General features: G+C 69.4%; 18 protein-coding genes and 1 pseudogene. 6 read left to right on the forward strand and 13 right to left on the reverse strand.

Going from position 1 to position 21,374, the window contains the following annotated elements; translation table 11 throughout:
- Positions 1-11: 11 nt before the first annotated feature.
- The 3 genes from ACIHCQ_RS17860 to ACIHCQ_RS17870 form a co-directional block, all read right to left on the reverse strand.
- Positions 12-902 (reverse strand): aromatic prenyltransferase, encoded by an 891-nt coding sequence (locus ACIHCQ_RS17860; protein WP_399662958.1) that lies wholly within the window; start codon positions 900-902, stop codon positions 12-14.
- Between the two features lie 670 nt (positions 903-1,572).
- A complete protein-coding gene (locus tag ACIHCQ_RS17865) occupies positions 1,573-2,661 on the reverse strand; it encodes a polyprenyl synthetase family protein (RefSeq protein ID WP_399662960.1) in 1,089 nt (362 codons plus the stop codon).
- A gap of 345 nt (positions 2,662-3,006) precedes the next feature.
- Positions 3,007-3,708 carry an SDR family NAD(P)-dependent oxidoreductase gene (locus tag ACIHCQ_RS17870; protein WP_399662963.1) on the reverse strand — a complete coding sequence of 234 codons (702 nt, stop codon included), beginning with the start codon at positions 3,706-3,708 and terminating at the stop codon, positions 3,007-3,009.
- A 420-nt stretch (positions 3,709-4,128) separates the two neighbouring features.
- Here ACIHCQ_RS17870 and ACIHCQ_RS17875 point away from each other — a divergent pair, with 420 nt between their 5' ends.
- On the forward strand, positions 4,129-6,765 hold the full coding sequence (locus ACIHCQ_RS17875) for a BREX system ATP-binding domain-containing protein (protein ID WP_399662965.1): 2,637 nt from the start codon (positions 4,129-4,131) through the stop codon (positions 6,763-6,765).
- Here ACIHCQ_RS17875 and ACIHCQ_RS17880 read toward each other — a convergent pair.
- Genes ACIHCQ_RS17880 through ACIHCQ_RS17915 form a run of 8 tightly spaced genes read right to left on the reverse strand, consistent with a single transcriptional unit; the run spans position 6,714 to position 14,842 of the window.
- Complete coding sequence (locus ACIHCQ_RS17880) at positions 6,714-7,400, reverse strand: isochorismatase family protein (protein WP_399662967.1); 687 nt, start codon at positions 7,398-7,400, stop codon at positions 6,714-6,716. The two genes, ACIHCQ_RS17875 and ACIHCQ_RS17880, sit on opposite strands and share 52 nt — an antisense overlap.
- Positions 7,401-7,460: 60 nt before the next feature.
- Complete coding sequence (locus tag ACIHCQ_RS17885; protein ID WP_399663092.1) at positions 7,461-8,246, reverse strand: 2,3-dihydro-2,3-dihydroxybenzoate dehydrogenase; 786 nt, start codon at positions 8,244-8,246, stop codon at positions 7,461-7,463.
- Positions 8,246-9,472, reverse strand: a complete 1,227-nt coding sequence (locus ACIHCQ_RS17890; protein ID WP_399662969.1) for an FAD-dependent monooxygenase — start codon at positions 9,470-9,472, stop codon at positions 8,246-8,248. Before ACIHCQ_RS17890 ends, ACIHCQ_RS17885 begins: the two co-directional genes overlap by 1 nt.
- 22 nt (positions 9,473-9,494) lie before the next feature.
- On the reverse strand, positions 9,495-10,811 hold the full coding sequence (locus ACIHCQ_RS17895; RefSeq protein ID WP_399662971.1) for a phenylacetate--CoA ligase family protein: 1,317 nt from the start codon (positions 10,809-10,811) through the stop codon (positions 9,495-9,497).
- Positions 10,808-11,569 (reverse strand): amidohydrolase family protein, encoded by a 762-nt coding sequence (locus tag ACIHCQ_RS17900; RefSeq protein WP_399662973.1) that lies wholly within the window; start codon positions 11,567-11,569, stop codon positions 10,808-10,810. Before ACIHCQ_RS17900 ends, ACIHCQ_RS17895 begins: the two co-directional genes overlap by 4 nt.
- Positions 11,570-11,583: 14 nt before the next feature.
- A complete protein-coding gene (locus ACIHCQ_RS17905; protein ID WP_399662975.1) occupies positions 11,584-12,687 on the reverse strand; it encodes a 3-dehydroquinate synthase II family protein in 1,104 nt (367 codons plus the stop codon).
- Between the two features lie 18 nt (positions 12,688-12,705).
- Complete coding sequence (locus ACIHCQ_RS17910; protein WP_399662977.1) at positions 12,706-13,530, reverse strand: 2-amino-3,7-dideoxy-D-threo-hept-6-ulosonate synthase; 825 nt, start codon at positions 13,528-13,530, stop codon at positions 12,706-12,708.
- Positions 13,531-13,543: 13 nt separating this feature from the next.
- Positions 13,544-14,842, reverse strand: coding sequence for an aspartate kinase (locus ACIHCQ_RS17915; protein ID WP_399662979.1), 1,299 nt, complete (start codon positions 14,840-14,842; stop codon positions 13,544-13,546).
- Positions 14,843-15,077: 235 nt separating this feature from the next.
- Between ACIHCQ_RS17915 and ACIHCQ_RS17920 the strand changes: the two genes are divergently transcribed.
- Both ACIHCQ_RS17920 and ACIHCQ_RS17925 read left to right on the forward strand, forming a co-directional pair.
- On the forward strand, positions 15,078-17,045 hold the full coding sequence (locus ACIHCQ_RS17920; protein ID WP_399662981.1) for an anthranilate synthase family protein: 1,968 nt from the start codon (positions 15,078-15,080) through the stop codon (positions 17,043-17,045).
- A gap of 78 nt (positions 17,046-17,123) precedes the next feature.
- Positions 17,124-17,555: a DUF6896 domain-containing protein gene (locus ACIHCQ_RS17925; protein ID WP_399662983.1), complete on the forward strand. Its 432-nt coding sequence runs from the start codon at positions 17,124-17,126 to the stop codon at positions 17,553-17,555.
- 50 nt (positions 17,556-17,605) lie between these two features.
- On the opposite strand, the pseudogene ACIHCQ_RS17930 reads toward ACIHCQ_RS17925, so the two are convergent.
- Positions 17,606-17,896 (reverse strand): annotated as a pseudogene (locus ACIHCQ_RS17930) (LysR substrate-binding domain-containing protein); the annotation flags it as partial.
- A 53-nt stretch (positions 17,897-17,949) separates the two neighbouring features.
- On the opposite strand from ACIHCQ_RS17930, the gene ACIHCQ_RS17935 reads away from it, so the two are divergent.
- Positions 17,950-18,777 carry a DMT family transporter gene (locus tag ACIHCQ_RS17935; protein WP_399663094.1) on the forward strand — a complete coding sequence of 276 codons (828 nt, stop codon included), beginning with the start codon at positions 17,950-17,952 and terminating at the stop codon, positions 18,775-18,777.
- Positions 18,778-18,850: 73 nt separating this feature from the next.
- Positions 18,851-19,108, forward strand: a complete 258-nt coding sequence (locus tag ACIHCQ_RS17940) for a hypothetical protein (protein WP_399663096.1) — start codon at positions 18,851-18,853, stop codon at positions 19,106-19,108.
- Positions 19,109-19,206: 98 nt separating this feature from the next.
- On the opposite strand, the gene ACIHCQ_RS17945 is transcribed toward ACIHCQ_RS17940, so the two are convergent.
- Positions 19,207-20,217 (reverse strand): ScbA/BarX family gamma-butyrolactone biosynthesis protein, encoded by a 1,011-nt coding sequence (locus ACIHCQ_RS17945; RefSeq protein WP_399662985.1) that lies wholly within the window; start codon positions 20,215-20,217, stop codon positions 19,207-19,209.
- Between the two features lie 342 nt (positions 20,218-20,559).
- Here ACIHCQ_RS17945 and ACIHCQ_RS17950 point away from each other — a divergent pair, with 342 nt between their 5' ends.
- Positions 20,560-21,246: an HAD family hydrolase gene (locus ACIHCQ_RS17950; protein ID WP_399663098.1), complete on the forward strand. Its 687-nt coding sequence runs from the start codon at positions 20,560-20,562 to the stop codon at positions 21,244-21,246.
- Positions 21,247-21,374 lie beyond the last annotated feature (128 nt).

Raw genomic sequence — 21,374 nt, forward strand, 5'->3', positions numbered from 1 at the left:
GAGCCGGACTGTTAAATGAAGTCCATCGCCCCGGAATTCCATTTGTAGTGCGACTCGAGTTTATAGTATTCCCCTTCGGGTGACGACGCGACGCCGTAGACGAACTTACGGTCGGCACCACCGAACGGAACACTTTTCACGAATTGCTCGATTTCTGGTTCAATCCGAACGGGAAGTGTCGTCAGATCCGTGGTTGTCACGGCAAAGCAGATCCGCTCGATCTTCGAAGAATCCCAGCTCAGGGTGACATACAGTCCGAAAGCCGCCCGGCCGAGCTGCAGCAGCTGCTCGCTCGGTTCCGCCATTCCGATTTCGCGGAGCATCGACAGGATGGTCTTCGGTTCAAAGCATTCGGCGGGTACCTCGTTGAAGTACACATTTACCGTTCTGTGCGGGTAGTCGATCCCGAACACACCGACTCTGTCGTCCAGGCCGTGGCGGGTGAAAAAATCAGCATTCTCGGCCAGACTGCGCGGCATGGACGGGATGCCGGCAAGCTTTGACAGCCCCTGCAGGTCATCCGGAGTGAAGAACGAATAGATCTTCTTGAAGCCGCCGACGACTCCGAAGTCAATGCCGTAACTGTCAATGGGGCATCGTCCCTGGACATCGAAGAGCAGGGCGCCGACGGGATGGTTCGTCTGCGTGGTGAGGCCGTTCGACAGAGCGAAGGCGTACGGATCCCGGTCCTTCGGATGCGTCGTGAAGCGGCAGTCGAGCTCTCCCACGTGGCGCACGCCGGTCGCCACCCGGAAAGCGACCACGGTCGCGGGATGCGCGAATGCGTCCTCGTACGCGCTCAGGACAGGCCAGACCTTGTCCCGCGAGCACGCCACATCCAGCAGCCGAGCTGATTCCTCGATGGCTGAGTAAAGTTCTGCCGCCTCAGCAGTTCCGGACATTTGTCCTCCAAGTGTTGGACTGAACCTGTACCTGCCCGGCGGTTTCCCTCGGCACGGGACAGTGTCCGCCGTCGGCCGGGAAGGACTGCTCGTGGATTTCGCGATACCTGACGCAGTCGATGACCTGTCGCCGGGTAATCGCAGAGCGATGCGTCGCGGATCGCAGGTGTGAGCGATATCCCGGGACGACGGCACCGGCAAAGAACTCGGCGACGCTGCCGGACCCGTAGCTGAGAAAGCCGATGGCCGGCCGCGCGCCGAAGCCGCTCACGTGGCCGCGAGCGAGGTCGCGCACACCCGCGTGGGTCAGGCCCGACACCCGGCCCACGAAGGCCGCCCGCGTTTGCGCGTTGTGCGTCGGCTCGCCCCGGGGGGTGCGGGGGGCCGTCCCCCGCCATGGCAATGGGCAGTTCCCGGGCGGTGCCGGAACGAAAGAGAAGGGGAGAGGCTGAACCGGTGGCGAGCGCGTCGATCCGCTCGCCCTGCCGTGTGCCACCTTCTGCGACGTGTGCACGGGAGCGAACACCGCCCTGGCGTCGAGCCGGCGGTCGAGGAGATCCGCGAACGCCAGAACGGCGGGCGCGTAGGGCACCGGGCCGGCCGGCTTCGGCGTCCGGATCACCCGCGGAGGCACCGCGGCCGGGGAAGGCAGGTGAAGGCGCCGATGACATCACACACCTCGCTGCGTCGCCTTGACCGCCATCGCGGCGAGCTGATCCTTCGCGGGGATGGTGGCGTTGCTCGCCTCCAGCACGGCCATGGCCTGCCCGGCACGGCGCGCGATCTGCCGTTCGATGTCGTCCACGGCGCCGGTATCGACGAATATGGCGCGTGCGGCGGCGAGTTCGTCGCCGGAGAGATCGGTGCCGATCTTCGCCCTGAGGAATCTCGCCGCGCCCGGATCGCGTTCATCCGCGCGCTTGAGCGCCGTCGCGAGCAGAACCGTTCGCTTGCCCTCGCGAAGATCATCGCCCGACGGCTTGCCCGTCACCGCCGGGTCGCCGAACACACCCAGCAGGTCGTCGCGGAGCTGGAACGCGATCCCGATGTCGGCGCCGAACGACCGGTAGGCCGCGACGAGCCCGGCATCCGCGCCGGCGATCGCGGCACCGAACTGCAGCGGGCGTTCCACCGTGTACGAGGCCGTCTTGTACTGATTGACACGCAGCGCCGCATCGATGTCCTCGGTATCGCTCGCCTGGTTGATCAGGTCGAGCAGCTGACCGTACAAAACCTCCGAGCGCACCGCGGACCACACCGGTCCCACCCGGGCCTGCGCGTCCGCCGGCAACCCGGACGCGCGGACCATGACGTCGGCCCAGGTCTGGGCCAGATCCCCGATCAGGATGGCGACGCCGGTGCCGAAGGCGTCGGGGTCACCGGAGAAGCGCCGCACCCGGTGCCGCTCGGCGAAGCTCACGTGCGCGGCGGGATGGCCGCGGCGGGTGCGGGACGCGTCGAGGATGTCGTCGTGAATCAGGGCCGAGGCGTGCAGCAGCTCAAGCCCCGCGCAGGCGCTCAGCACCGCCGTGGCGACCGGGTCGCGCTGGTCACCGCCGGCACCGATCCAGCCCAGCCAGGCGAAGACGGGCCGGATGCGCTTGCCGCCGCGCAGAACGTAGCTCTCCAGCTCGGCGATCGCTGCCGCGAAGTCCCGACCGAGCGCGTCGGCTCCGGCTCGGCGCCCGGCGAAGAAGTCCCTGAGCGCGGCATCGACAGCAGCCGTATCCGCGGCTGCCCCGAGATAGCTGACGGTCATGCTCTCATCTCCCCATCGAGGCGACGATCGCCCTCGTACTCACGCATCCAGGACTCCCGTGAATTCGCTGAGATCACGTCATTTCGAGCGCGGGATTTCCGGGCCCGTCACCGTGCCTTCGCGATATGCGGGGCGGTGTTACGAACACGGTCGGGCCTCTTCAGGAAAGCAACACCAATTCCCGGACGCATGGCACGACAGTAATCGCGATGTACCGCCCTGCCCACTACTCGCACGAGTAGTGCCAACGCGTCCACGTATTCACGCCATACCGCCACGGACCGCGTTGAACTGAAGGAGGTATTCAGGCTGTTCCGCAGTCGGTGATGACGGCCGGGTTCGGCGTCACACCAGCAACTCTCCGCCGTCGATGCCCAGGTTGACGCCGTTGACCGAGCGGTTCTCCAGAAGGAATGTGACCGCCTCGGTGCAGTCCTGCATCGTCACCGGACGCTTGGTCAGCGTACGTTCCCTGGCGGCCTCGCAGATGCCGGGCTTGTCACTCCAGAACGAGGTATCGGCGACAAGGCTCGGGTGCAGGGCGTTGAACCGGATCGGCGCGAGCTCCACTGCCAGCGTTCTGACCAGCGCGCTGATGCCACCGTTGGCGGTTGTCACGGTCGTGGAGCCGGGATAGGGCCGTTGCATGGCAAGGCCGCCGAGCAGTACGGCCGAGCTGTCGGCGGTCATCCGCGAGGCCAGTGTGTGGATGACAGCGGTATAGCCGACGAGTTTCATGGACAGCAGGCGCAGCGCGTCTGCCGGACTGTAATCGCGGACGCTGTTGTAGTCCCGCTCGACCGCCGCAAGCACCAGCCGGTCGACTTTACGCACATCGGCCAGCCCGGCCGTGATCTGTTCCGGGATGTTCAGATCCAGTCCGAGCCCGCGGGTCTGCCCGCCGATCTCGTCGGCGATACTTTTGGCCCGGTTATCGGTGCGGCCGGTGATGACCACGTCGCTTCCCCGCGCGGCGAACGACTTTGCGATGTGCCGCCCGATCCCCGAGGTCCCGCCGATGACGACCATATGAGTACGCTCGGACATTGATGTGTTCCTCCCCGCCGGCGAACGCTTCGGCCACCCGGCCGACGAGCACACCGTAGCCCCGACCCGGTAACCGGCGGTCCACGTATTCGCGGTATTCCGCGCGGAGCGGCGATGGCGTAGCTTCCCGGTGGGCTTTGTGCGGTGAACCACGTGAACAGGCGATGGTTCCGCGCGGCCGGCACCTGTGAGGCTCGATGCGGCCACACACAACGGTAGTGCTCACGGGGGATCGAGGCGCATGAACCAGGCATGCCAGGACAAGGCCGGCCGGCGTTGCCCCACCAGCCGCCGGCGGGCCGTCGGCGCCATGGGCCCCGCCGTTTCCCCGGCCCGGCCCGACATGAGCATCGCGACCGGCGTGGCCCCAAGCTCAGGCGCCCGTGCGGCGACGGATGAGCCGCGTGGATCGGAACACCGATGACTCACCAACTCCGGGGCCGCGAAGCGGAAGAGCGGCAGATCACGCACATGCTCCACACCGTCGCGGCGGGTGCCGGCGCCGTACTCCACGTCGAGGGCGGGTGGGGCAGCGGCCGTACGCGGTTGCTGCGGGAGGCGGCCGACGCCGCCCGCCGTCGCGGGTTCACCGTCCTGGACGACCACTGGCCTCCCGGCGCAGAGCCGGCCGCCCTCGTCGGCGCACGTGCCTGGCGGGGACCTGTCCTTGTCGTCCTGGACGACCTGCATCACGCCGATCCGGCGTTCGTGCGCAGCCTGTGCACGCTGGTGTCGCGGCTGCGCGACCGGCCCCTCGCCTGGGTGCTCAGCCGCCGCCGCCACGCCGGAGGACCGGCGGCCGACCGGCTGTTCGCACAGCGATACCCCACGGGTGGCCGCCTGGACCTGCGGCCGCTTTCCGCCCGGGCCGGCAGGCTGCTGGCAGCCGACTATGCAGCCGACTGTGCGACCGGCGCCGTCGGCGGCCCGGCGGACCTCCTGCGGGCGACCGGCGGAAACCCGTTGCTCACCGTCGAACTGGCACAGGCTGTGCCCGGCCGGGCCCCGCACAGCAGCACCGCCGGCCCGCCGTCTCGCGTACGGGCGTGCGTGCAGCGGTGCATGGAGGAACTGAGCGGAATCTGCCGCCAGCTCCTGCAGGTGGGCGCGGTGCTCGGCGTCAGCTTCGCCCTCAGCGATGTCACCAGGATGCTCGACCGCCCGGCGGCGGAGCTGCTCGTGCCGGTCGAGGAGGCGCTCGCCGCGGACATCCTCGCCTGCGTCGGCGACCGGCTCATCTTCCGCCAGGAGCTGTTCTGGCACTGCGTGCTGGCATCGATGCCGCAACCCGCGCGCACGGCCATGGAGCAGGAGGCCGCCCTGCTGTTCTCGGCGCGCGACGGCGCCGCCCTGCCCGGGCCCCCTTCGCGTGCCACGGCACCCCGCCAGAACGCGGTCGTACTGCGCCCCGTGGAGGGCGCCGTGGCACCACGATGGCCCCAGCCCCAGCCCCGGCCGGGCCCGCCGGACGCCGCCCAGGCGCGCGTGTCGGCGGCCGTACGCTCGATTCTCCAGGGGCGGCCACGGGAAGCCTGGGCGAGCGCCACCCAGCTGATGGGCGACTTTGCTCTCTCACCCGAGACGAAGGACACCGCGACGGCGGCAGCGCTCATCGCACTGTCCCTGCTCGACGCCGAGGAGGCGGCGCGCGAGGCGCAGGACATCCTGGGTGACGGGGGGCATCCTGCCGTGAGCGCCGCGGCCCTGATGGCCAGGACCGTGCTGGCCGACCAGGCCTGGAGCAACGGCGAACTGGAGGAGGGCCTGCGACTCGCGCACGCCGCCACGCAGCCCGTCCGCACGGCGACTCCGGCACTGTGGCGGCTCTACCCCCGCCTGGCGCTGGCGCAGAAACTCACCGACGTACGGGAGTTCGCGCACGCGCACAGCGTGCTCGAACAGGCCCGGCAGGACATGCACCAGGACATGCACCAGGACATGCAGCAGGACATGCACCAGCCCGTGCGGCAGCCCGTGCACCGGCCCGTGCGACCGGAGGCCGAAGCCGCTGTGGCCATCGTCGCCTCGCGCCTGCACCTGCACGAAGGCCGGCTCTCACCCGCGCGTCAGGAGGCCGAGCGTGCCCTGCAATGGGCACACCGCGCCCAGATGCAGCCGCTCCTGCCACCGGCCCTGTCGGTGCTGGCCATGATCGCGTTGCGCACGGACGATCTGCCGGCCGCGGCCGCCTACGTCCATCAATGCCGATCGCTCCTGGACGCCGGCGTGGCCGCGCCGCGTTCGGCGCAGTACGCGTGGGCGGAACTGCTGCTGGCAGCCGAACAGGAGGGACCAGAGGCCGCGCGGGCATTGTTCTCGCAGCGGTTCCCCTGCCAGAGCGTACGGCTGCTGTTCGCCGAAGAGGCCTGGGCGGGCGCATGGCTGGTCAGACAGGCGCTCGCGATGGAGGACCACAAAGGCGCCCGGACGCTGAGCGCACACGTCAGCCGGCTCGCCGCGGAGAATCCCGGTGCCGCCGTCCTGACGGCCGGCGCCCAGCATGCCCAGGCGCTCATCGACCAGGACACCGGCACCCTCACCCGCATCGCCGAGCAGCACCCGGACCCGTGGACCCGCGCGTGGGCGATGGAGGATCTGGGCAGCCTGCCGGCCCCGGGCAGCGGCGCCGACGACGCGCCCGCCCACAAGCATCTCACCCTCGCCCACGCCGCCTTCAACCGCCTCGGCGCCCGCCGGGACGCGGCACGGGTCCACGAGCGGATCCAGGCTCTGGGCACCCGGCCCGCCGCACCCGCCGCGCCTGCCGCGCCCGCCGGGCCAGCCGGACCGGCGGCGCCCGCCGGGCTTGTCCGGCGGGCATCAGGGTGGGAGGAACTGAGCGACACCGAACGCACCGTCGCCCATCTGGCCGGCCAGGGCCTGACGAACCGGCAGATCGCCACACACGTCTTCCGCTCACCCCACACCGTCAACTTCCACCTGCGCGGCATCTTCCGGAAGCTGGGAATCCGCTCGCGCATCGAACTGGCCAGGATGACCCCGCACTACCCACCTGAGCGAGCACCCGCCGAGGAAACGATGGACACGGCCGGCTGAGTCTCCAGCTCCGCCAGTGTGTCGGCCGTGGACAGCGGCACCGCGCAACGGTCCGCGGCGTACCGAAGCGCCATCAGGTGATCCTGAAGAGAGAAATCGGCCAGGGCATCGGCCACGAGGAAGGGCTGGATGTCACGGCTGAACGCGTCACACACCGTCATGAGGCACCCCACGTGCGCGTACACGCCGCAGACGATGAGCTGATCGCGCCCGGATCGCCGCAGCCGCTCTTCCAGGTCGCTGCGGCAGAACGCGCTGTAGCGCCATTTGGTCAGCACCGTATCGCCCGCCTCGGGAGCGACCTCGTCAATGATCCCGCGGTCCGCCTCCTCCACGCCCATGCCCGGACCCCAGAAGTCATGCAGCAGCCCGCGTTCATGGCGGGTCATACCGCCGGGCTGCGCCGTGTACATCACCGGCACACCGGCGCCGCGGGCCGCGGCCAGGAGCTTGGCCGTGTTCGCCACCAGCTCGGTCAGCGGGGACTGCCCCGCGGTGAGAAAACGCAGGAAATACCGCTGCATGTCGTGCACCAGCACGACGGCCCGGTCCGCACGGGGGCGCCAGGGCACCGCCGCGCTGGGCAGATCGCCCCCGCCGGGCATGCGGTAGGGCGCGATCCGGGTTACGGCCATGGCCTGCCTCCTCATGTGTGCGCTGCTGAGACCTTCTGTGATCGGCGTCCTGTGACGGCGTCATACGTGCAGGGCGGCGCCGCCGTCGACATACAGGTCATGCATGGTGATATGACCGGACTGATCGGATACGAGGAACGCGACGGCCTCGGCCACGTCCCGGGGCCGGGCCAGCTTCCTCAGCGGAATGCCGACGCGGTACTCGGCCGGCGAGCCCTCTATCGCGAAGGCCGGATCGAAGTGATCGCCGTGCATCGAGCGCAGCATGGGTGTGTCGGTCGAGCCGGGCGAGACGATGTTGCACCGGATGCCGTACTCGGCGAGTTCCAGGCCCAGACACCGGGTGAACTGGGCGGACGCCGCCTTGGACGCGGCGTAGGCGGCCATCTCCATACGCGGTACGCCGGCGGCGTTGGAGGCCACGGTCACGATCGTGCCGCGACGGCGGGGGATCATCCGGCGGGCCACCGCACGGCAGAGGTTGAACACGCCGCCCGCGTTGACCGACAGCGCCTCGCCCCAGTGCCGGTCCGACAGCTCGACCACCTTGGCCGTGTGCAGGACACCCGCCGCGTTGACCAGGATGCCGATGGGGCCCTGCTCGTCCTCGATGCGGTGAACGAGCGCGTCCACCGCCTGGCTGTCGCGAATGTCGAGGGGGTAGCCGCGGACCGACTGGCCCTCGGCCCCGAGTTTGGCCACCACACCGGCGAGCGCCTCAGCGTTGCGGTCCACCGCCGCGACATGGGCTCCGGCGCCCGCCAGCGCACCGGCGACCGCCGCGCCGATGCCTTGCGCCGCGCCGGTGACCAGCGCGACCTGCGACTCGATTCCGGACAGTTCCATCATGATCTCCCGCTTCTCGGTGACTCGATGCTCCGGACGGCGGTGGCCGACTCCACGGCGGCCTGCTCGGCGTCGTAGCCGAACAGCCACTGGTGCTGGTCAAGGCCCGTTGAGGTACGGGCAGCGGCGTCACGGCGCCGCTGCACCTCACCGTCGGCCAGATGGAAGGATTTCGCGTTCCGGCGGGACTGGGCCTGGATTTGGCCGGTACGGGAAAGACGTATCCGGTCATAGCGGTGCAGGGCCGTGCCCAGGTGGGCCGGGCCCGCCTGGGCCAGACACACGGCGAGCGCGACGGCGTCCTCGATCGCCTGATTCGCGCCCTGCGCCTGGAACGGCAGCATCGGATGCGCGGCATCGCCGATGACGGCCACCCGTCCGGAGCTGAGCCGCTCGATGCTCGCGCGATCGTGCAGCGCCCACCTGCTGACCGACGTAGCGGCCCCGATCAGCCGGGTGACGTCCTCGTGCCAACCCGCGTACGCCGCCGCCAGATCGGCCACACTGCCCCGCGCCGACCACGACTCCTCCCGCCAGTGGGACCCGGTGACCGTCGCACCGAAACTCACCTGCCGGCCCGAGGACACCGGGTAGCACACACAGTGCTGGTCCGGTCCCAGCCACAGCCGCACCCGCGGCCCGGTAAGCAGGTGGGGCACCCGTTCGGCCGCCACCAGACCCCGGTAGATCATCTGCCCGGAGTACCGGGGCGAATCGGCCACCAGCTGCTCCCGCACCGCCGAGTGAATGCCGTCGGCGCCCACGACCAGCTGCGCCACCACCGTCCTGCCGTCGGACAGACGCAGCCGCGCCGTGTCGGCGCTCTGCTCCACGGCGACGCAGCGGGCGCCCAGGTGTACCCGCCCGGGCGGGACGAGCGAGAGCAGAGCGCTGTGCAGGTCGGCACGGTGCAGCGTGTAATACGGTGCGCCGAACCTGTCGCGGCACACCTCGCCGAGCGTGGTGCTCTGCAGCAGTGTCCCGTCGTCCCAGCGGCTCATCTCGATCGCCTGCGGCACCACCGCGACGGCGCGCAGTTCCTCGCGCAGGCCCAGCCGGTGCAGCAGCCGGGTGGCGTTGGGCGCCAGCTGTACTCCGGCGCCCACCTCGGCCAGGCGCTCGGTCTGCTCATAGACGTGAAAGTCGATTCCGGCCCGGTCAAGGGCGGCGGCGAACGCGAGGCCGGCGATGCCTGCCCCGATGACGGCCACGCTCATCTGTTCCATGTCGGCCTCATCCTGGGAGGGTTCAGTAATAGAGGAGCGCCTTGCCCCAGTCCTCGCCGGGCCCGAACAGACTGCGCGGCTTGACCACGTCGGGCATGCTGGTCAGCGCCTCGGCCGGGATCAAAGTGCCCGGGGGCAGTGCGACGACGTCGCTGGGGACACCGAAGGTGTCCCCTACCGAAGCCGTCAGTTGCGCCCGGGCGGCTGCCCGGTGCTCCTGGGGCACCTCGATCTCGATGCGCAGGGCGCTCGGTTCGGCCTTCGCCCGCCAGAACAGCACCCCGTAGGAGTCCGGGAGGGAAAAGACGAGTTCCTCCAGCCGGTGCTGGGTGATCGTCGCGGAACCGACCCGGTAGCCGAATGCCGATCTGCCGAACACCTGGACCGTGGGCAGGTTCCACCCGCATGCGCAGTCGTCGTAGGACACCGACACGTCGTCCTCAAGGTTGTAGCGCAGCAGCGGCATCGCCTCGCGGTACAGCGGCGTGACCACGAGCTGGCCCTCGCCCTCCCTGCTGACGCTGCCGGTCCTGGGGTCATACACCTCGAACAACGCCCGGTCGGCCCACAGGTGCATCCGGCCGTTCGGGCACTCGCCGGCCAGACTGCCGGTTTCGGTGGAGCCGTACTCCTCGATCACCGGTACGCCCCACAGCCGGCTGATCCGGCCGCGGCGGGCGGACGTCAGCGGCTCCCCGCCGACGAACAGCGCCCGCAGCTGGGGGAAGTCGGCGCCGGGCCGGTGCCCGGCGGCAGCCGCCGCGGCGGCCCAGATGAGGCATTCGGTCGGCACCGACCACGTCAGCGTCACTCCGAGGTCGTGCATGACCCGCACCACGCGGGCGTAGGGCATGGCCAGCGACCGATTGTCGCCGGGCACCACGGTGGCCCCGGCCAGGCGCCCGGCGGCGTGGGCCAGATGCCCCGTCAGCAGCAGCGCGTACGGCGTGCGCACCAGGAAGATGTCCTCGTCGCTCATGCCGATCCACTTGCGGGCGAAGCGCTCGGCCAGGTCGGCCCAGTCCTGCGCCGTGTAGTACGACGGTGTGGGCCGCCCGGCGGTCCCGCTGGACTCGTGGTAGGTGGCCAGGCGTTTTTTCGGGACCGCGAGCATGCCGTAGGGATAGTTGTCCCGCAGGTCCTGCTTGGTGGTCAGCGCCAGGTCGGACAGGTCGGCGGCACTCGCGGGCAGTGCGCCCGCAGTCAGCCGCTGCCGGTAGAACGGCGAGTTCGCGGCCCACAAGAGGGTCTGCTGCAACTGCTTCTCCTGCAGGCTGTGCAGATCCTCCGGTCCGTGCCACTGGCCGAGCTGAGGCAGATGGGAGCCTGAGTCGTTCACTGCTTCTCCTCTCCTAGCAGTCGGTGGGCGTTGTCCCAGGCGATCTGCCGCCACTGCGCCGCCGCCAGCCGCAGCGCCTGGAACTTGGCCAGCTCCACGGCCGGATGCTGGAGCGGGTACTCGGAGCCGAAGACCACCCGGCCGGCGCCCAGGCGACGCAGCGCCGCCTGGGCCACGCAGGTGTAGCCGCCGGAGGTCTCCAGCACCATGTTGGGTTCGTCCTCGATCAGGGTGAGGGCGTAGAGGTCGATGTTGCCGATCCCGCTGTGCCCCAGCACGAAGCTCACGTGAGGGAAACGGCGGGCCAGGGCGACCAGGTCGGCCACGCCCGCGCCACGCCGGTCCAGGCACACCACATACACCGGGTGCGCGAAATCGGCCGCGACCTCGACGAGCGCCGCGACGCGCGGGTCGCCCAGTGCGACACCGTGCACGGCGGGCGATATCTCCAGACCGCGGAACGCCGCCGCCCTGGAGCGGTAGGGGCCGGGCGCCCGGTGCGGGTTGGCGAAGAAGAAGGGCACCAGGCGCCCCTCGGTGCCCTGGCAGGCGGCCAGCACCGCATCGTTGTCGGCGTCGCTCTTCACGTGCCCGCCCTCGACGATCTGGCGGGACAGGGCCTCGAGGTCCATGGTCCCGCCCGCGCACACCACCGCTCGCTGAAGCCCGCAGTCCTCAAGCGTCGACAGGAGCCGCTCACGGGCCCCGGCCCGCGGTGCCAGGCGCATATGGAAGTCCAGAACGGGTTGTGCGCTCATCGCGCGGTCACCGCTCATTTCTCGATGCAGAACTCATCGATCGGATACCCGACGTGGCGTTGCTTGGTGGGCAGATGGCCCAGCACCTTCATGCCCGGCGTCAGCTCCGTGACGTTCAGTACCGTGCCGCCCGGCCCCAGCACCCGTACATGCCAGTCGTCCTGAACGATGAGGTTGACGTCCACGCCCGACGGCGAGACCGCGTCGATCGACAGCAGCGGCCGCGTCTCGATCTTGACCCGGCCCACCGTGACGACACGCGCCTGCCCCTTGGCGTCGACGGCGAGGACCTTGCCGCCGGAGACGAGCTCGCTGAGGTAATTCGTGCGCCCGGCGTCCGACAGCGTGTAGGAGTGCAGTGCCCCGGCGTTCACCCGGAACGGCCGCGTCGGCATGTAGGGAAGCGGATGGGTTTCGCTGCAGGACAGGATCATGCCGGTGGAGTGCGAGCCGACGAGAATGCCCTCGTCGGGCCGGAAGTGCGAGCAGGTGTCCACGCACGCCCGCTCTCCCATGCCGGCCCGCCGGATTCCCGTGATCTCCAGCTCCACCAGCGCCAGTTCGCCCGGCCCGCCCACCGCGGCGCTCTTCAGGCTGGTGGCCTCACCCAGTGCGCCGGGTGCCAGCATCACACCGTCGGAGCCGTGCTCCAGCACGCCGAAGACGATCTGTGCTTCCTCGACGTCGGCCACCTGGGTGATGGTGCTGCCGTCCGCCCCGGCCGCTGCCGCCAGCACGATTTCCAGCGGGATCTTCGTGGGGTCCTTGAAGGCCAGCACACTCCACTGGTCCAGGCGCGCCGCGCGGCAGGCGTCCTCGAGGCTGTCCGCGTCGGTGATGTGCACGAACCGGCCGAACTCCACGTCGGGGTGGACAAGGGCCAGCTCGGCCGGCTCCCCGTGCCGGGCCGGGTCGACGATGACCAGGTCGGCGAGTTCCAGCTGGTCGGGCAACGGCTGGTTCTGCGGGAAGAGAACCTTCTTCACCGTCGGGGGAAGCGGCTCCAGATCGGCCGTGTTCGCCGCCACGATGGCGTCCACACGCTGGTGCAGGGCCTCCTCGACGATGGCTTTCTTGGCTCCGTCCGCGTTGCGGATGTCCAGCCAGCACAGTTTCATGGGTCTCCTTGGCGAAAGTCAGGTGGTCAGGGCGAGTCGGCCGTCCAGGGCGCCGCGGTCCGCGCCGGGCAGGGAATCGTGGATCAGCCGCGCGATGGAGGCCGCCGTCCGGCCGGGCTGGTCGGCCTGGAATACGTTGCGGCCCATGGCGACCCCCGCGGCACCGCCACGCAGCGCATCGGAGACATGGGCCAGCACGGCGTGGGTGTCGGCCATGCGCGGGCCGCCGGCCACGATGACCGGTATCGGGCAGGCCCGCACGACCTCGGCCATGTCCGCCGGCGAGCCGGCATAGTCGGTCTTGACGATGTCCGCGCCGAGATCGGCGGCCAGCGACGCGGCGTGCGCCACCAGCTCCGGTACCCGCGAGTCGGTGATCCGCGGCCCCCGGACGTACACCATGGCGAGCAGCGGCACGTTCCAGCGGTCGCAGTCCTCCGACACGGCCGCCAGATCGGCGATCTGACGTACCTCCTGGTCCGAGCCGATGTTGACGTGCACGCTGACCGCGTCGGCGCCGATGCGCAGCGCCTCCTCCACATGGGCGACCAGATACTTCGCGTCCGGATCCGGAGCGTGCCGGGTGCTCGCACTCAGATGCACGATCAGGGACATGTCACTGAACGAGCCGTGATCGACATGGCGGAGACTGCCCTTGTGCAGCACCACGGCATCGACACCGGTGCCGGCGAGCTCACCGACCAGGGAATTCAGATCGCGCCGGCCCAGTGGTCCGTCGCTGACCGAGTGATCGAGCGGTACGACGAGCAGGCGCCCGTCGCCGTGGCGGAACAGGCGTCGCACGCGAAGGCTCCGGGCGAACGAGGCGTTGTGTACAGCCATGGTGTCCTGCCTCTCAAACGGTGACCGAAGGGCCGGGGGTCGCGGACCTGGGCGGCGTGGCGCCGCCAGGGGACTGCTCGTGCCGGCCGAGGCGGAACTCGCGGTGCAGCGTCTCGACGGTCTCCACGGTGCGCTCCAGCGGCACGATCACCGACAGCCGCAACTGGGAGGTGGAGATCCAGCTCGTGGGGATCCGGGCATGAGCGAGCGCCGCCATGAGCCTGGCCGTGTATTCCGGGCGGCTGAGCAGTCCCATCCCGACCACCGAGACCTTGCCGACGTTCTCGTCGAAACGCACACCCCCGCCGAAAGGGGCCACCACCTCATCCAGGGCGGCCCGCACCTGCCCGGCCTGGCTGCGCCGGATCGTGAAACCCATGCGGAATTCGTCTTCGTAGGGCCCCGACCTCGCCACCAGGTCCACCACCGTGCCCTGGGCGGCCAGCGCCCCGAACACGTCGGGAGCCAGATCCCGGCGGACGCCGCGGCAGTGCACCAGCACCCGCGCGACGTCCGTGTCGTGGGTCACCGCCACGACGGCCCGCCGGGTCTCCAGCGCACCATCGTCCCCCCGCTCGACGATGGTTGTTCCCGGTGCCTGCGACAACGCATTGCGAACACACACCTCGACCCCTTCCATGGCGGCCAGTTCGATGCAACGGGTATGCAGAATCCGTGCGCCCGCGAACGCCATCTCCGCCATGACGCCCGGCTGGACCCACGAAAGACACCGAGCCGCGGGCAGTACGCGCGGATCGGCGCTGAAGACGCCGTCGACGTCGGTGTAGATCTCGCACGCCGACGCGCCAAGGCGCGCCGCCAGCGCCACAGCCGTCGTGTCGGAGCCGCCGCGCCCGAGCGTGGCGATGTCGCCGGCCTGGTCGATCCCCTGGAATCCGGTGACGACAGCGACCCTGCCCTCCTCCAGAGCCGCACGCACACGGGCTGTCGCGATCCTTGAGATGAGCGCATCGCCATGCCGCTCCGTCGTGCGTATACCGGCCTGGTGACCCGTCAGCGAGATCGCCGGCACCCCCAGCCCGTTCAGGGCGATGGCCATCAGCGCCGCCGACTCGGCCTCGCCGACGGCCAGCAACTGGTCCAGCTCCCGGGAGGGATACGCCGGGCCGATGTCGGCGGCAAGCCGCAGCAGATCATCGGTTCTGCTTCCGCGTGCGGAGACGACCACGGCCAACGCCCCCGAGCGGCGCCGCGCCTTCGCGATACGAAGGGCAGCGTGACGAACACGGTCGAGCGTCCCCAGGGAGGTACCGCCATATTTCTGCACGAGAACATCCACCGCCGAACTCACCTCCAGCATCGTCGGCCGGGCACGACATTAATCGCGAAATACCGCGCTGCCCACTACTCGTGCGAGTAGTGCCAGGACATGGGACCGGGCGGTTCGAGGGCCTCGGATAGCGGATTTACGCCACCGTTCGCGTATTTACGGCGGCGCGGAAGTTGCTCGCACAGGTAGTTGTTCAGAACCACGCACCCGGCGCAGGATCGATGAAGAACCCGAGCTGACGCGAAAGGGTCCTCATATGCTCTGGACGAACTCGAACCCGGCCGGCTCACCGCGTGATGTGGCCGGTCTCGGCGCGGACGGACGCGACTTCGCCTTACTTTACCGACCCGGCTCGGATCCAAAAGCACCGGTAGAGGTCCTGGTGGGCGAGGCCTCCCGCGTGGAGCGCCTCGCCGACCTGCCGCTGCCCGATCTGCCAACGGCCGGTGCACGACAGACCGGTGGCAGGCACGACCTTCTGGTGGCGGTTCCCTACCGGCAGATCGTCGAGCGCGGGTTCGCCTGCCGCGACGATCACGCTCCGCTGCTGGCCCTGCAAGTCCACGAGCAGTACGAACTGACGCAGGCCGAGGCCCTGGCGGGTCTGCCCGACGAGACCGCGCGGGTGTCCGGTGCCGGATTCGACATCGACGACCAGGACTACGCGCGGATCGTACGGCGGGTCCTGAGCGAGGAGATCGGACAGGGCGCCGGATCCAACTTCGTCATCAGACGTTCCTTTGTCGCGCGACTGCATGATTACTCGATCCGCACGGAGCTCAGTATCTTCCGCCGCCTTCTCACCGGCGAGCTCGGCTCGTACTGGACATTCCTTTTCCACACCGGCGCCGGAACATTCATCGGCGCATCGCCGGAACGCCACATCAGCCTGGCCGACAGCACAGTGGTGATGAACCCGGTCAGCGGAACCTACCGGCACCCTGCGGGCGGCCCGGACACAGCAGGGCTCCTGGAATTCCTGGACGACCGCAAGGAGGCAAATGAACTCTATATGGTGGTCGATGAAGAACTGAAAATGATGACTCGCATGTGCACCTCGGACGTTCAGATCCACGGCCCATTTCTCAAAGAAATGGCCCATCTGACCCACTCCGAATACCTCCTGAGCGGCCGCAGCGACCTCGACGTACGCGACGTGCTGAGAGAATCCCTGCTCGCCCCCACCGTCACGGGCAGTCCTCTTCAGAACGCCTTCAGGGTCATCAGCCGGCATGAGGAGACGGGCCGCAGATACTACGGCGGCGTCCTGGCGCTCATCGGCAGCGACGGCCGGGGCAGCCGCACACTCGACTCGTCGATCATGATCCGGACCGGCGAGTTCCGCGACGACGGCCGGCTGAGCCTGGGCGTCGGCGCCACCCTGGTCCGCGACTCGGACCCCGACTCCGAGGTGGCCGAAACCCGGGCCAAGGCCGCGGGCATGCTCCGAGCGATCGGGCTCGCCCAGCACAGCGCCCGCCCACAAACAGCCCCCCTGGCAGAACAAGCGCACGCGCCGTCGGCCACCGACACCCGGGTACTTCAGGCACTCAAGGCCCGCAACAACACCCTGTCCCGGTTCTGGCTCGACACGGCGCACCAGTCCCACCCGGATCCGGAACTGCGCGGAAGGAGCGTGCTCGTCATCGACGGCGAGGACACCTTCACCGCGATGCTCGGCTATCAACTGCGCGCCCTCGGGCTGCAGACCACGATCACGCGGTTCGACGCCCCCCTGACCCCGCAGGCGTACGACTTCGTCGTGGTCGGCCCCGGCCCCGGCGACCCGTGCGACACATCCGACCCACGGATCAGCGCACTGCGTACGGTCATCCGCCGGCTGCTCACCGGCCCCGTCCCCTTCCTGGCCATCTGCCTGGGCCATCAGGTGCTCGCCGACGAGCTCGGTTTCAAGGTCGTCCGGCGCACCGTGCCCAACCAGGGGGTTCAGCAGCCGATCGATCTGTTCGGCCGATCCGAACGAGTGGGCTTCTACAACGCCTACAGCGCCCGCTGCGAACAGGATGTCGTCTCCTGCACGGGACTGAGCCAGCCCGTACACGTCAGCCGTGACCGCCCATCGGGCGAGGTTCACGCGCTGCACGGTCCGGGGTTCCGCTCGCTGCAGTTCCACCCCGAATCGGTGCTCACCCAGCACGGGCCGCGGATCCTGAGCGAACTGCTCGCCTCGCTGCTTCCCGCGGTTTTGATCCCTCAGCCGTGAGGGCCGCCCCGGCATCGTGGAAGTATCAGGCTTTTCAATCCGCCTGGTGATCAGACCGGGTGCGTGGAGGGACGTGTGATGACAGCTCCACCACCGCCGACCGCACGGGCCGTGGTGCTCGGTTTCGTCCATGCACTGGACGCGGCGAGCGCGACGCTGCGGGAGGCCCTGCCCCAGCTGGAGCAGCTGGCGGACATGCTCGGGCTCGCGCGCTCGAAGCAGATCAGCCGCAGAGGTCATGCCGGAGGCTACGAGTACCTGGTACACGGATTCGGATGCCGGCTGACCGACGCGGACGGGATCACCGTCGACGTGGACTTCGCCGGCGGGGCGGAGGTGTTCGACCTCTGGCGGCTTCGCCACTACGGGCAGAGCCTGCCGGCACCCCTCGACCCGCCGCAGGAGGAGCTTCTCGCGGCGATCAGCGGGCTCAACGACCTGCTGACCGAGGTGAGTCCGGGATGGTTCGCGGTGTCCGGCCGTCAAGCGGCCACGGCCGTCCGGGACTGAGCCGGCCCGCACCCGGCTCGCCGGGGTTCCTCCGGCGACGGTGAGCGCTGCTATCGCGCCGCCGCGTCCCGCAGCGCGTCGATCAGCCCGCGCAGCGCGGGCTGCGGCAGCGACGTTTCCCGTACTGCCGCGTAGATGCCCCGGACCGGCTCGGGGCCGCGGACCTTGCGTACGACAACGCCGGGGTGCCGGGTGCGCAGCCCGATGAGGGGCATCAGGCTGATGCCGAGGCCCGCGGCGACAAAACCCTGCGCCGTGGCGTAGTCCTCGCTCTCCACCGCGAAGTCCGGGCTGAAACCCGCCGCCCCACAGGCATCGAGCACGATCTCCAGGCACGGGCCACCTCTCACCCCTCCAGATCACCCTCACCCGCTGCGCCCTGGGCGCGCTGGTCCTGCTCGGCCTGAGCTTCATGGCGGGGCAGCGCCTGCCGCGCGACCGCGGGACGTGGGGCCACCTGATCGTGGCGGCCTTCTTCTGCAACGCGCTGCCGTTCGCCCTGTTCAGCATCGGCCAGCAGACCGTCGACTCCTCAGTGGCGGGCGTCCTGAACGCGACCACTCCGCTGTGGTCCTTGCTGGTCGGCCTCGCCATCGGCACCGAACGCGGGATCCGTCCGGTACGCCTGGGCGGACTCCTCCTGGGGTTCGCGGGCACCATGCTGATCTTCGCGCCGTGGCAGCAGGGCGGACTGGCCGGCCGGGGCGCGCCGGCCATCCTCGGCGCGGCGGCCAGCTACGCGGTCGCCTTCGCCTCCATGGGACGCAACCTCACCGGGAAGGGCACGGCTCCCACCGCCCTCTCCGCGGCCCAGCTCCTGTGCGCGACGGCACTGTCCACGGTGGCCCTGCCCGTGGGCGGCGTGGAACCGGTACACGTCAACGCGGTCGGCGTGGTCGCCGTCGTCGTCCTGGGGATCTTCGGCACCGGCTTCACCTTTGCCCTCAACTACCGGCTCATCGCGGATGAAGGAGCGACCGGCGCGGCCACGGTGGGCTACCCGCTGCCGGTGGTCTCGATAGCGCTGGGGGCGATCGTGCTCAACGAGGAACTCACGATCCGGATCGTGGTGGGAATGGTGGTCGTGCTCGTCGGCGTCGGCCTCACACGGGTGCGGGCGCGGGTAGGCCCGGCCGAGGCAACGACAGCGGCAGCGGCTGCCGGCCGGCCGGGAGGCATCGGGGCGGCGTCTTCGGACAGTCCGTGTCCGGTGATCCGGTAGCTCGTTGTCCATCTGGATCACTTCCCATTTCTGACCCACAGGGAGAACACATGAGCAGCCCACCGCAGAGCAGATCAGCCAGTTCCAGGAGATCGACGCCGACGGCGACGGCTACATCACGGCCGGGGAGCTGAAGGAGTCGCTCGAGCGGACAGACGGCATCACCCCCCAGGCAGGCCGAGGCGATCGTCCGGTGGGCCGACGAGAACGGCGACCGCCGCATCGACCTGGAGGAGTACGCGAAGCTCAGCCGGAACGACCTCTAGCACTCCGGTCCGGATTCGGGATCCTGTGCCAGACCCCGTCGGGAACGGGAACGGTCACCGCGTGATCACCAGAGGTTGTGCGGGCTCCTGAAGATGCCGCGGTGGCCGCTGACCACCACCCCCGTACGCCCGCCCGCGCCCTCACGCCACGCGGCCGCCTTGCCTATGCGGCAGGTAATTCCTTGCCGCAGAGGGTGCCTTGGCCGCTGGGGACGACGGGGCCGGAAAGCTGGATGCTGAACACCTCATGGCCATCCTGCTGCCCCGTCACCCGGACGCTGAGCGTGCCGGGTTGCTGTGCGGGCAGCGCGACGACCTTGACCCAGCAGGGGCTGCCGAACTCGACGTACCGCTGGAACCGGGTGACTGTCGTGGTGGGGAGCACGGAGGTTCCCGGCCCGAGCAGGGCGCATGCGCCCTGGCGTGCCGCCTCGAGCAGGACCATGCCCGGGATGTGATCGCCGTCGTGGTCGAACATCACGGGGTGGGTGGGGTCGGGGTTCAGCCGCCACAGACCCGGCCGGCCGGCCGGGGCGAGCACCATGTCGCCGGGCAGTGTCCGGCCGAAGTCGGACGGCGCCAGGCCGGTGGGGCGGTAGTCGATCACCTTCGCGGGGACAGTGCCGCGCAGCCGGCGGTAGGCGGCGGGCGAGACGCAGGTGAAATGCCCTTCGCCGACGGCCACGACGTGCTCCTTGCGGCGGATGGTGATGCTCACGTCGAACGCGGAGGCACGCCGTGGCACGGCACTCACCGCCTCTATCGTCAGGTCGCTGGGCGTGTGCTCTATCCCGAGGTGCTCCGGCCTGGCGGTGACGGATATGTCCCGCATCACGAAGTGATGGCCCAGGGGGATCCCGAACTCGGAGTGGGCGAGACACAGGCCGACCTGACGGATCGTTTCTCCGGCCTGCAGGGGGTCGTGGCTCCGGCCGTCGGAGCTGTTGAAAAAGGTGTGGGCGCGCGGCCACTGCCCGGTGAGCGCGAAGGTGTTCTCACCCGTCTTCACACAGCCGGTGAGGAACACCTCCGCGAGCGAGGCGCGGTGCACGTACTCCCTGGGCACGGTGGTGGTGAGCTGAGGAAGCTCGCTCAGCCTCTCCCGGCCGCCACTGTTCCCGGTGACGCCGTCGCCCTGGAGATCTCTCTTGTGGGCCAGTCCCAACCTGTTCATGGCTCTCCCCCCGGAGGTGCATTGGAATAGCCATAAGATACGTACCAACCGGTTTGATGTTCAAGGGATCTCTTCAAGGATCGCGATCCTGTGACAACTCGACAGTCGCGCGCCGTGTGTCACAGCAACGACGACTCCAAGCGGAGGCATTCCATCCGAAAGATGAACATTGCGAAAACCGGCTGGCCGGTTCATTATGTGCTTCTCGGTCGGGCCCTGGTCGTCATGGACGGGCATGCTCGCTGACTCAATGGGGGAGACACCTTGCTTCGTCAGCAGCGCCCCGACAGGGCCGACCCGGCCACCGCTCACCCACAAGGACACACCGAACCGTTGCGACACCTGCGCCTGGTCGCGGTGAACATCGACGGCGTGCTCCTGAGCGACACGTTCAGCCCCGTCATCCGCCGCATCGTCCTGGCGCGCGGGGGCCGCTACACCGCCCGACTGGAGCACGCGCTGCTGTCGCAGCCGCAGCTCGTCGCGGCCCGGACGGCCGCGGCGGCCCTGGGCGGCACCCCCGAGGAGTTGCTGAAGGCCTACTTCGAGGAACGGGAGCACTACCTGCGGGACCATCCGGTGCGGGTGCTCGACGGCGCCGCCGCGCTGTTGGCGACGCTGCGTTCGCTGGGCGTACGCACGGTCTGCTACGGAGGCCTCGACCGGTCGCACTTCGACCGTCACCTGGGTGAGTTCGCCGGGTACTTCGACGAACCCGGCTACGTGTGCACCAACGACTTCCGCCCCGGCATCCGGGAGATCACCACCGGCCTCTTCGGGCTCCGCTGCGACCAGGCGCTCTTCATCGACGACGTGGCGCGCGTGGCGCAGGCGGCCGGCGAACTCGGGGCGGCCTTCATCGGACACCCCAGCGACTACGAACACGGCTTCCAGCCACAGCTGATGCGGCAGGCCGGCGCCCGGCACGTCGTCCGCACGCTGGAGGCGATCGATGAGGCGCTGCTGCGGACCGTGGACGCCGAGGCCGCCGCCGCGTACAGCCGGCGGGAAGACCTTTCGCAGGCCTGACGGGTTCCCGGGGTGAGGCAGCAACCCGGAATCCACGGCTCCACCTGGTAGTCATTCATTGTCGACGTGGGTAAGGTCCGTCCGAGACGGTTTCTTTTTCTGGTCCGCTGCATACTCGACACGGGCAC

The sequence above is a fragment of the Streptomyces sp. NPDC052236 genome, from assembly GCF_044548015.1.
Taxonomy (GTDB): domain Bacteria; phylum Actinomycetota; class Actinomycetes; order Streptomycetales; family Streptomycetaceae; genus Streptomyces.

Coding starts and splice junctions, on each gene's coding strand:
- ACIHCQ_RS17865 (WP_399662960.1), bottom strand. CDS start 2,661: ATGACCGTCAGCTATCTCGGGGCAGCCGCGGATACGGCTGCTGTCGAT.
- ACIHCQ_RS17925 (WP_399662983.1), top strand. CDS start 17,124: ATGACAGCTCCACCACCGCCGACCGCACGGGCCGTGGTGCTCGGTTTC.
- ACIHCQ_RS17945 (WP_399662985.1), bottom strand. CDS start 20,217: ATGAACAGGTTGGGACTGGCCCACAAGAGAGATCTCCAGGGCGACGGC.
- ACIHCQ_RS17905 (WP_399662975.1), bottom strand. CDS start 12,687: ATGAAACTGTGCTGGCTGGACATCCGCAACGCGGACGGAGCCAAGAAA.
- ACIHCQ_RS17910 (WP_399662977.1), bottom strand. CDS start 13,530: ATGGCTGTACACAACGCCTCGTTCGCCCGGAGCCTTCGCGTGCGACGC.
- ACIHCQ_RS17890 (WP_399662969.1), bottom strand. CDS start 9,472: ATGGAACAGATGAGCGTGGCCGTCATCGGGGCAGGCATCGCCGGCCTC.
- ACIHCQ_RS17875 (WP_399662965.1), top strand. CDS start 4,129: ATGACTCACCAACTCCGGGGCCGCGAAGCGGAAGAGCGGCAGATCACG.
- ACIHCQ_RS17880 (WP_399662967.1), bottom strand. CDS start 7,400: ATGGCCGTAACCCGGATCGCGCCCTACCGCATGCCCGGCGGGGGCGAT.
- ACIHCQ_RS17870 (WP_399662963.1), bottom strand. CDS start 3,708: ATGTCCGAGCGTACTCATATGGTCGTCATCGGCGGGACCTCGGGGATC.
- ACIHCQ_RS17860 (WP_399662958.1), bottom strand. CDS start 902: ATGTCCGGAACTGCTGAGGCGGCAGAACTTTACTCAGCCATCGAGGAA.
- ACIHCQ_RS17885 (WP_399663092.1), bottom strand. CDS start 8,246: ATGGAACTGTCCGGAATCGAGTCGCAGGTCGCGCTGGTCACCGGCGCG.
- ACIHCQ_RS17900 (WP_399662973.1), bottom strand. CDS start 11,569: ATGAGCGCACAACCCGTTCTGGACTTCCATATGCGCCTGGCACCGCGG.
- ACIHCQ_RS17920 (WP_399662981.1), top strand. CDS start 15,078: ATGCTCTGGACGAACTCGAACCCGGCCGGCTCACCGCGTGATGTGGCC.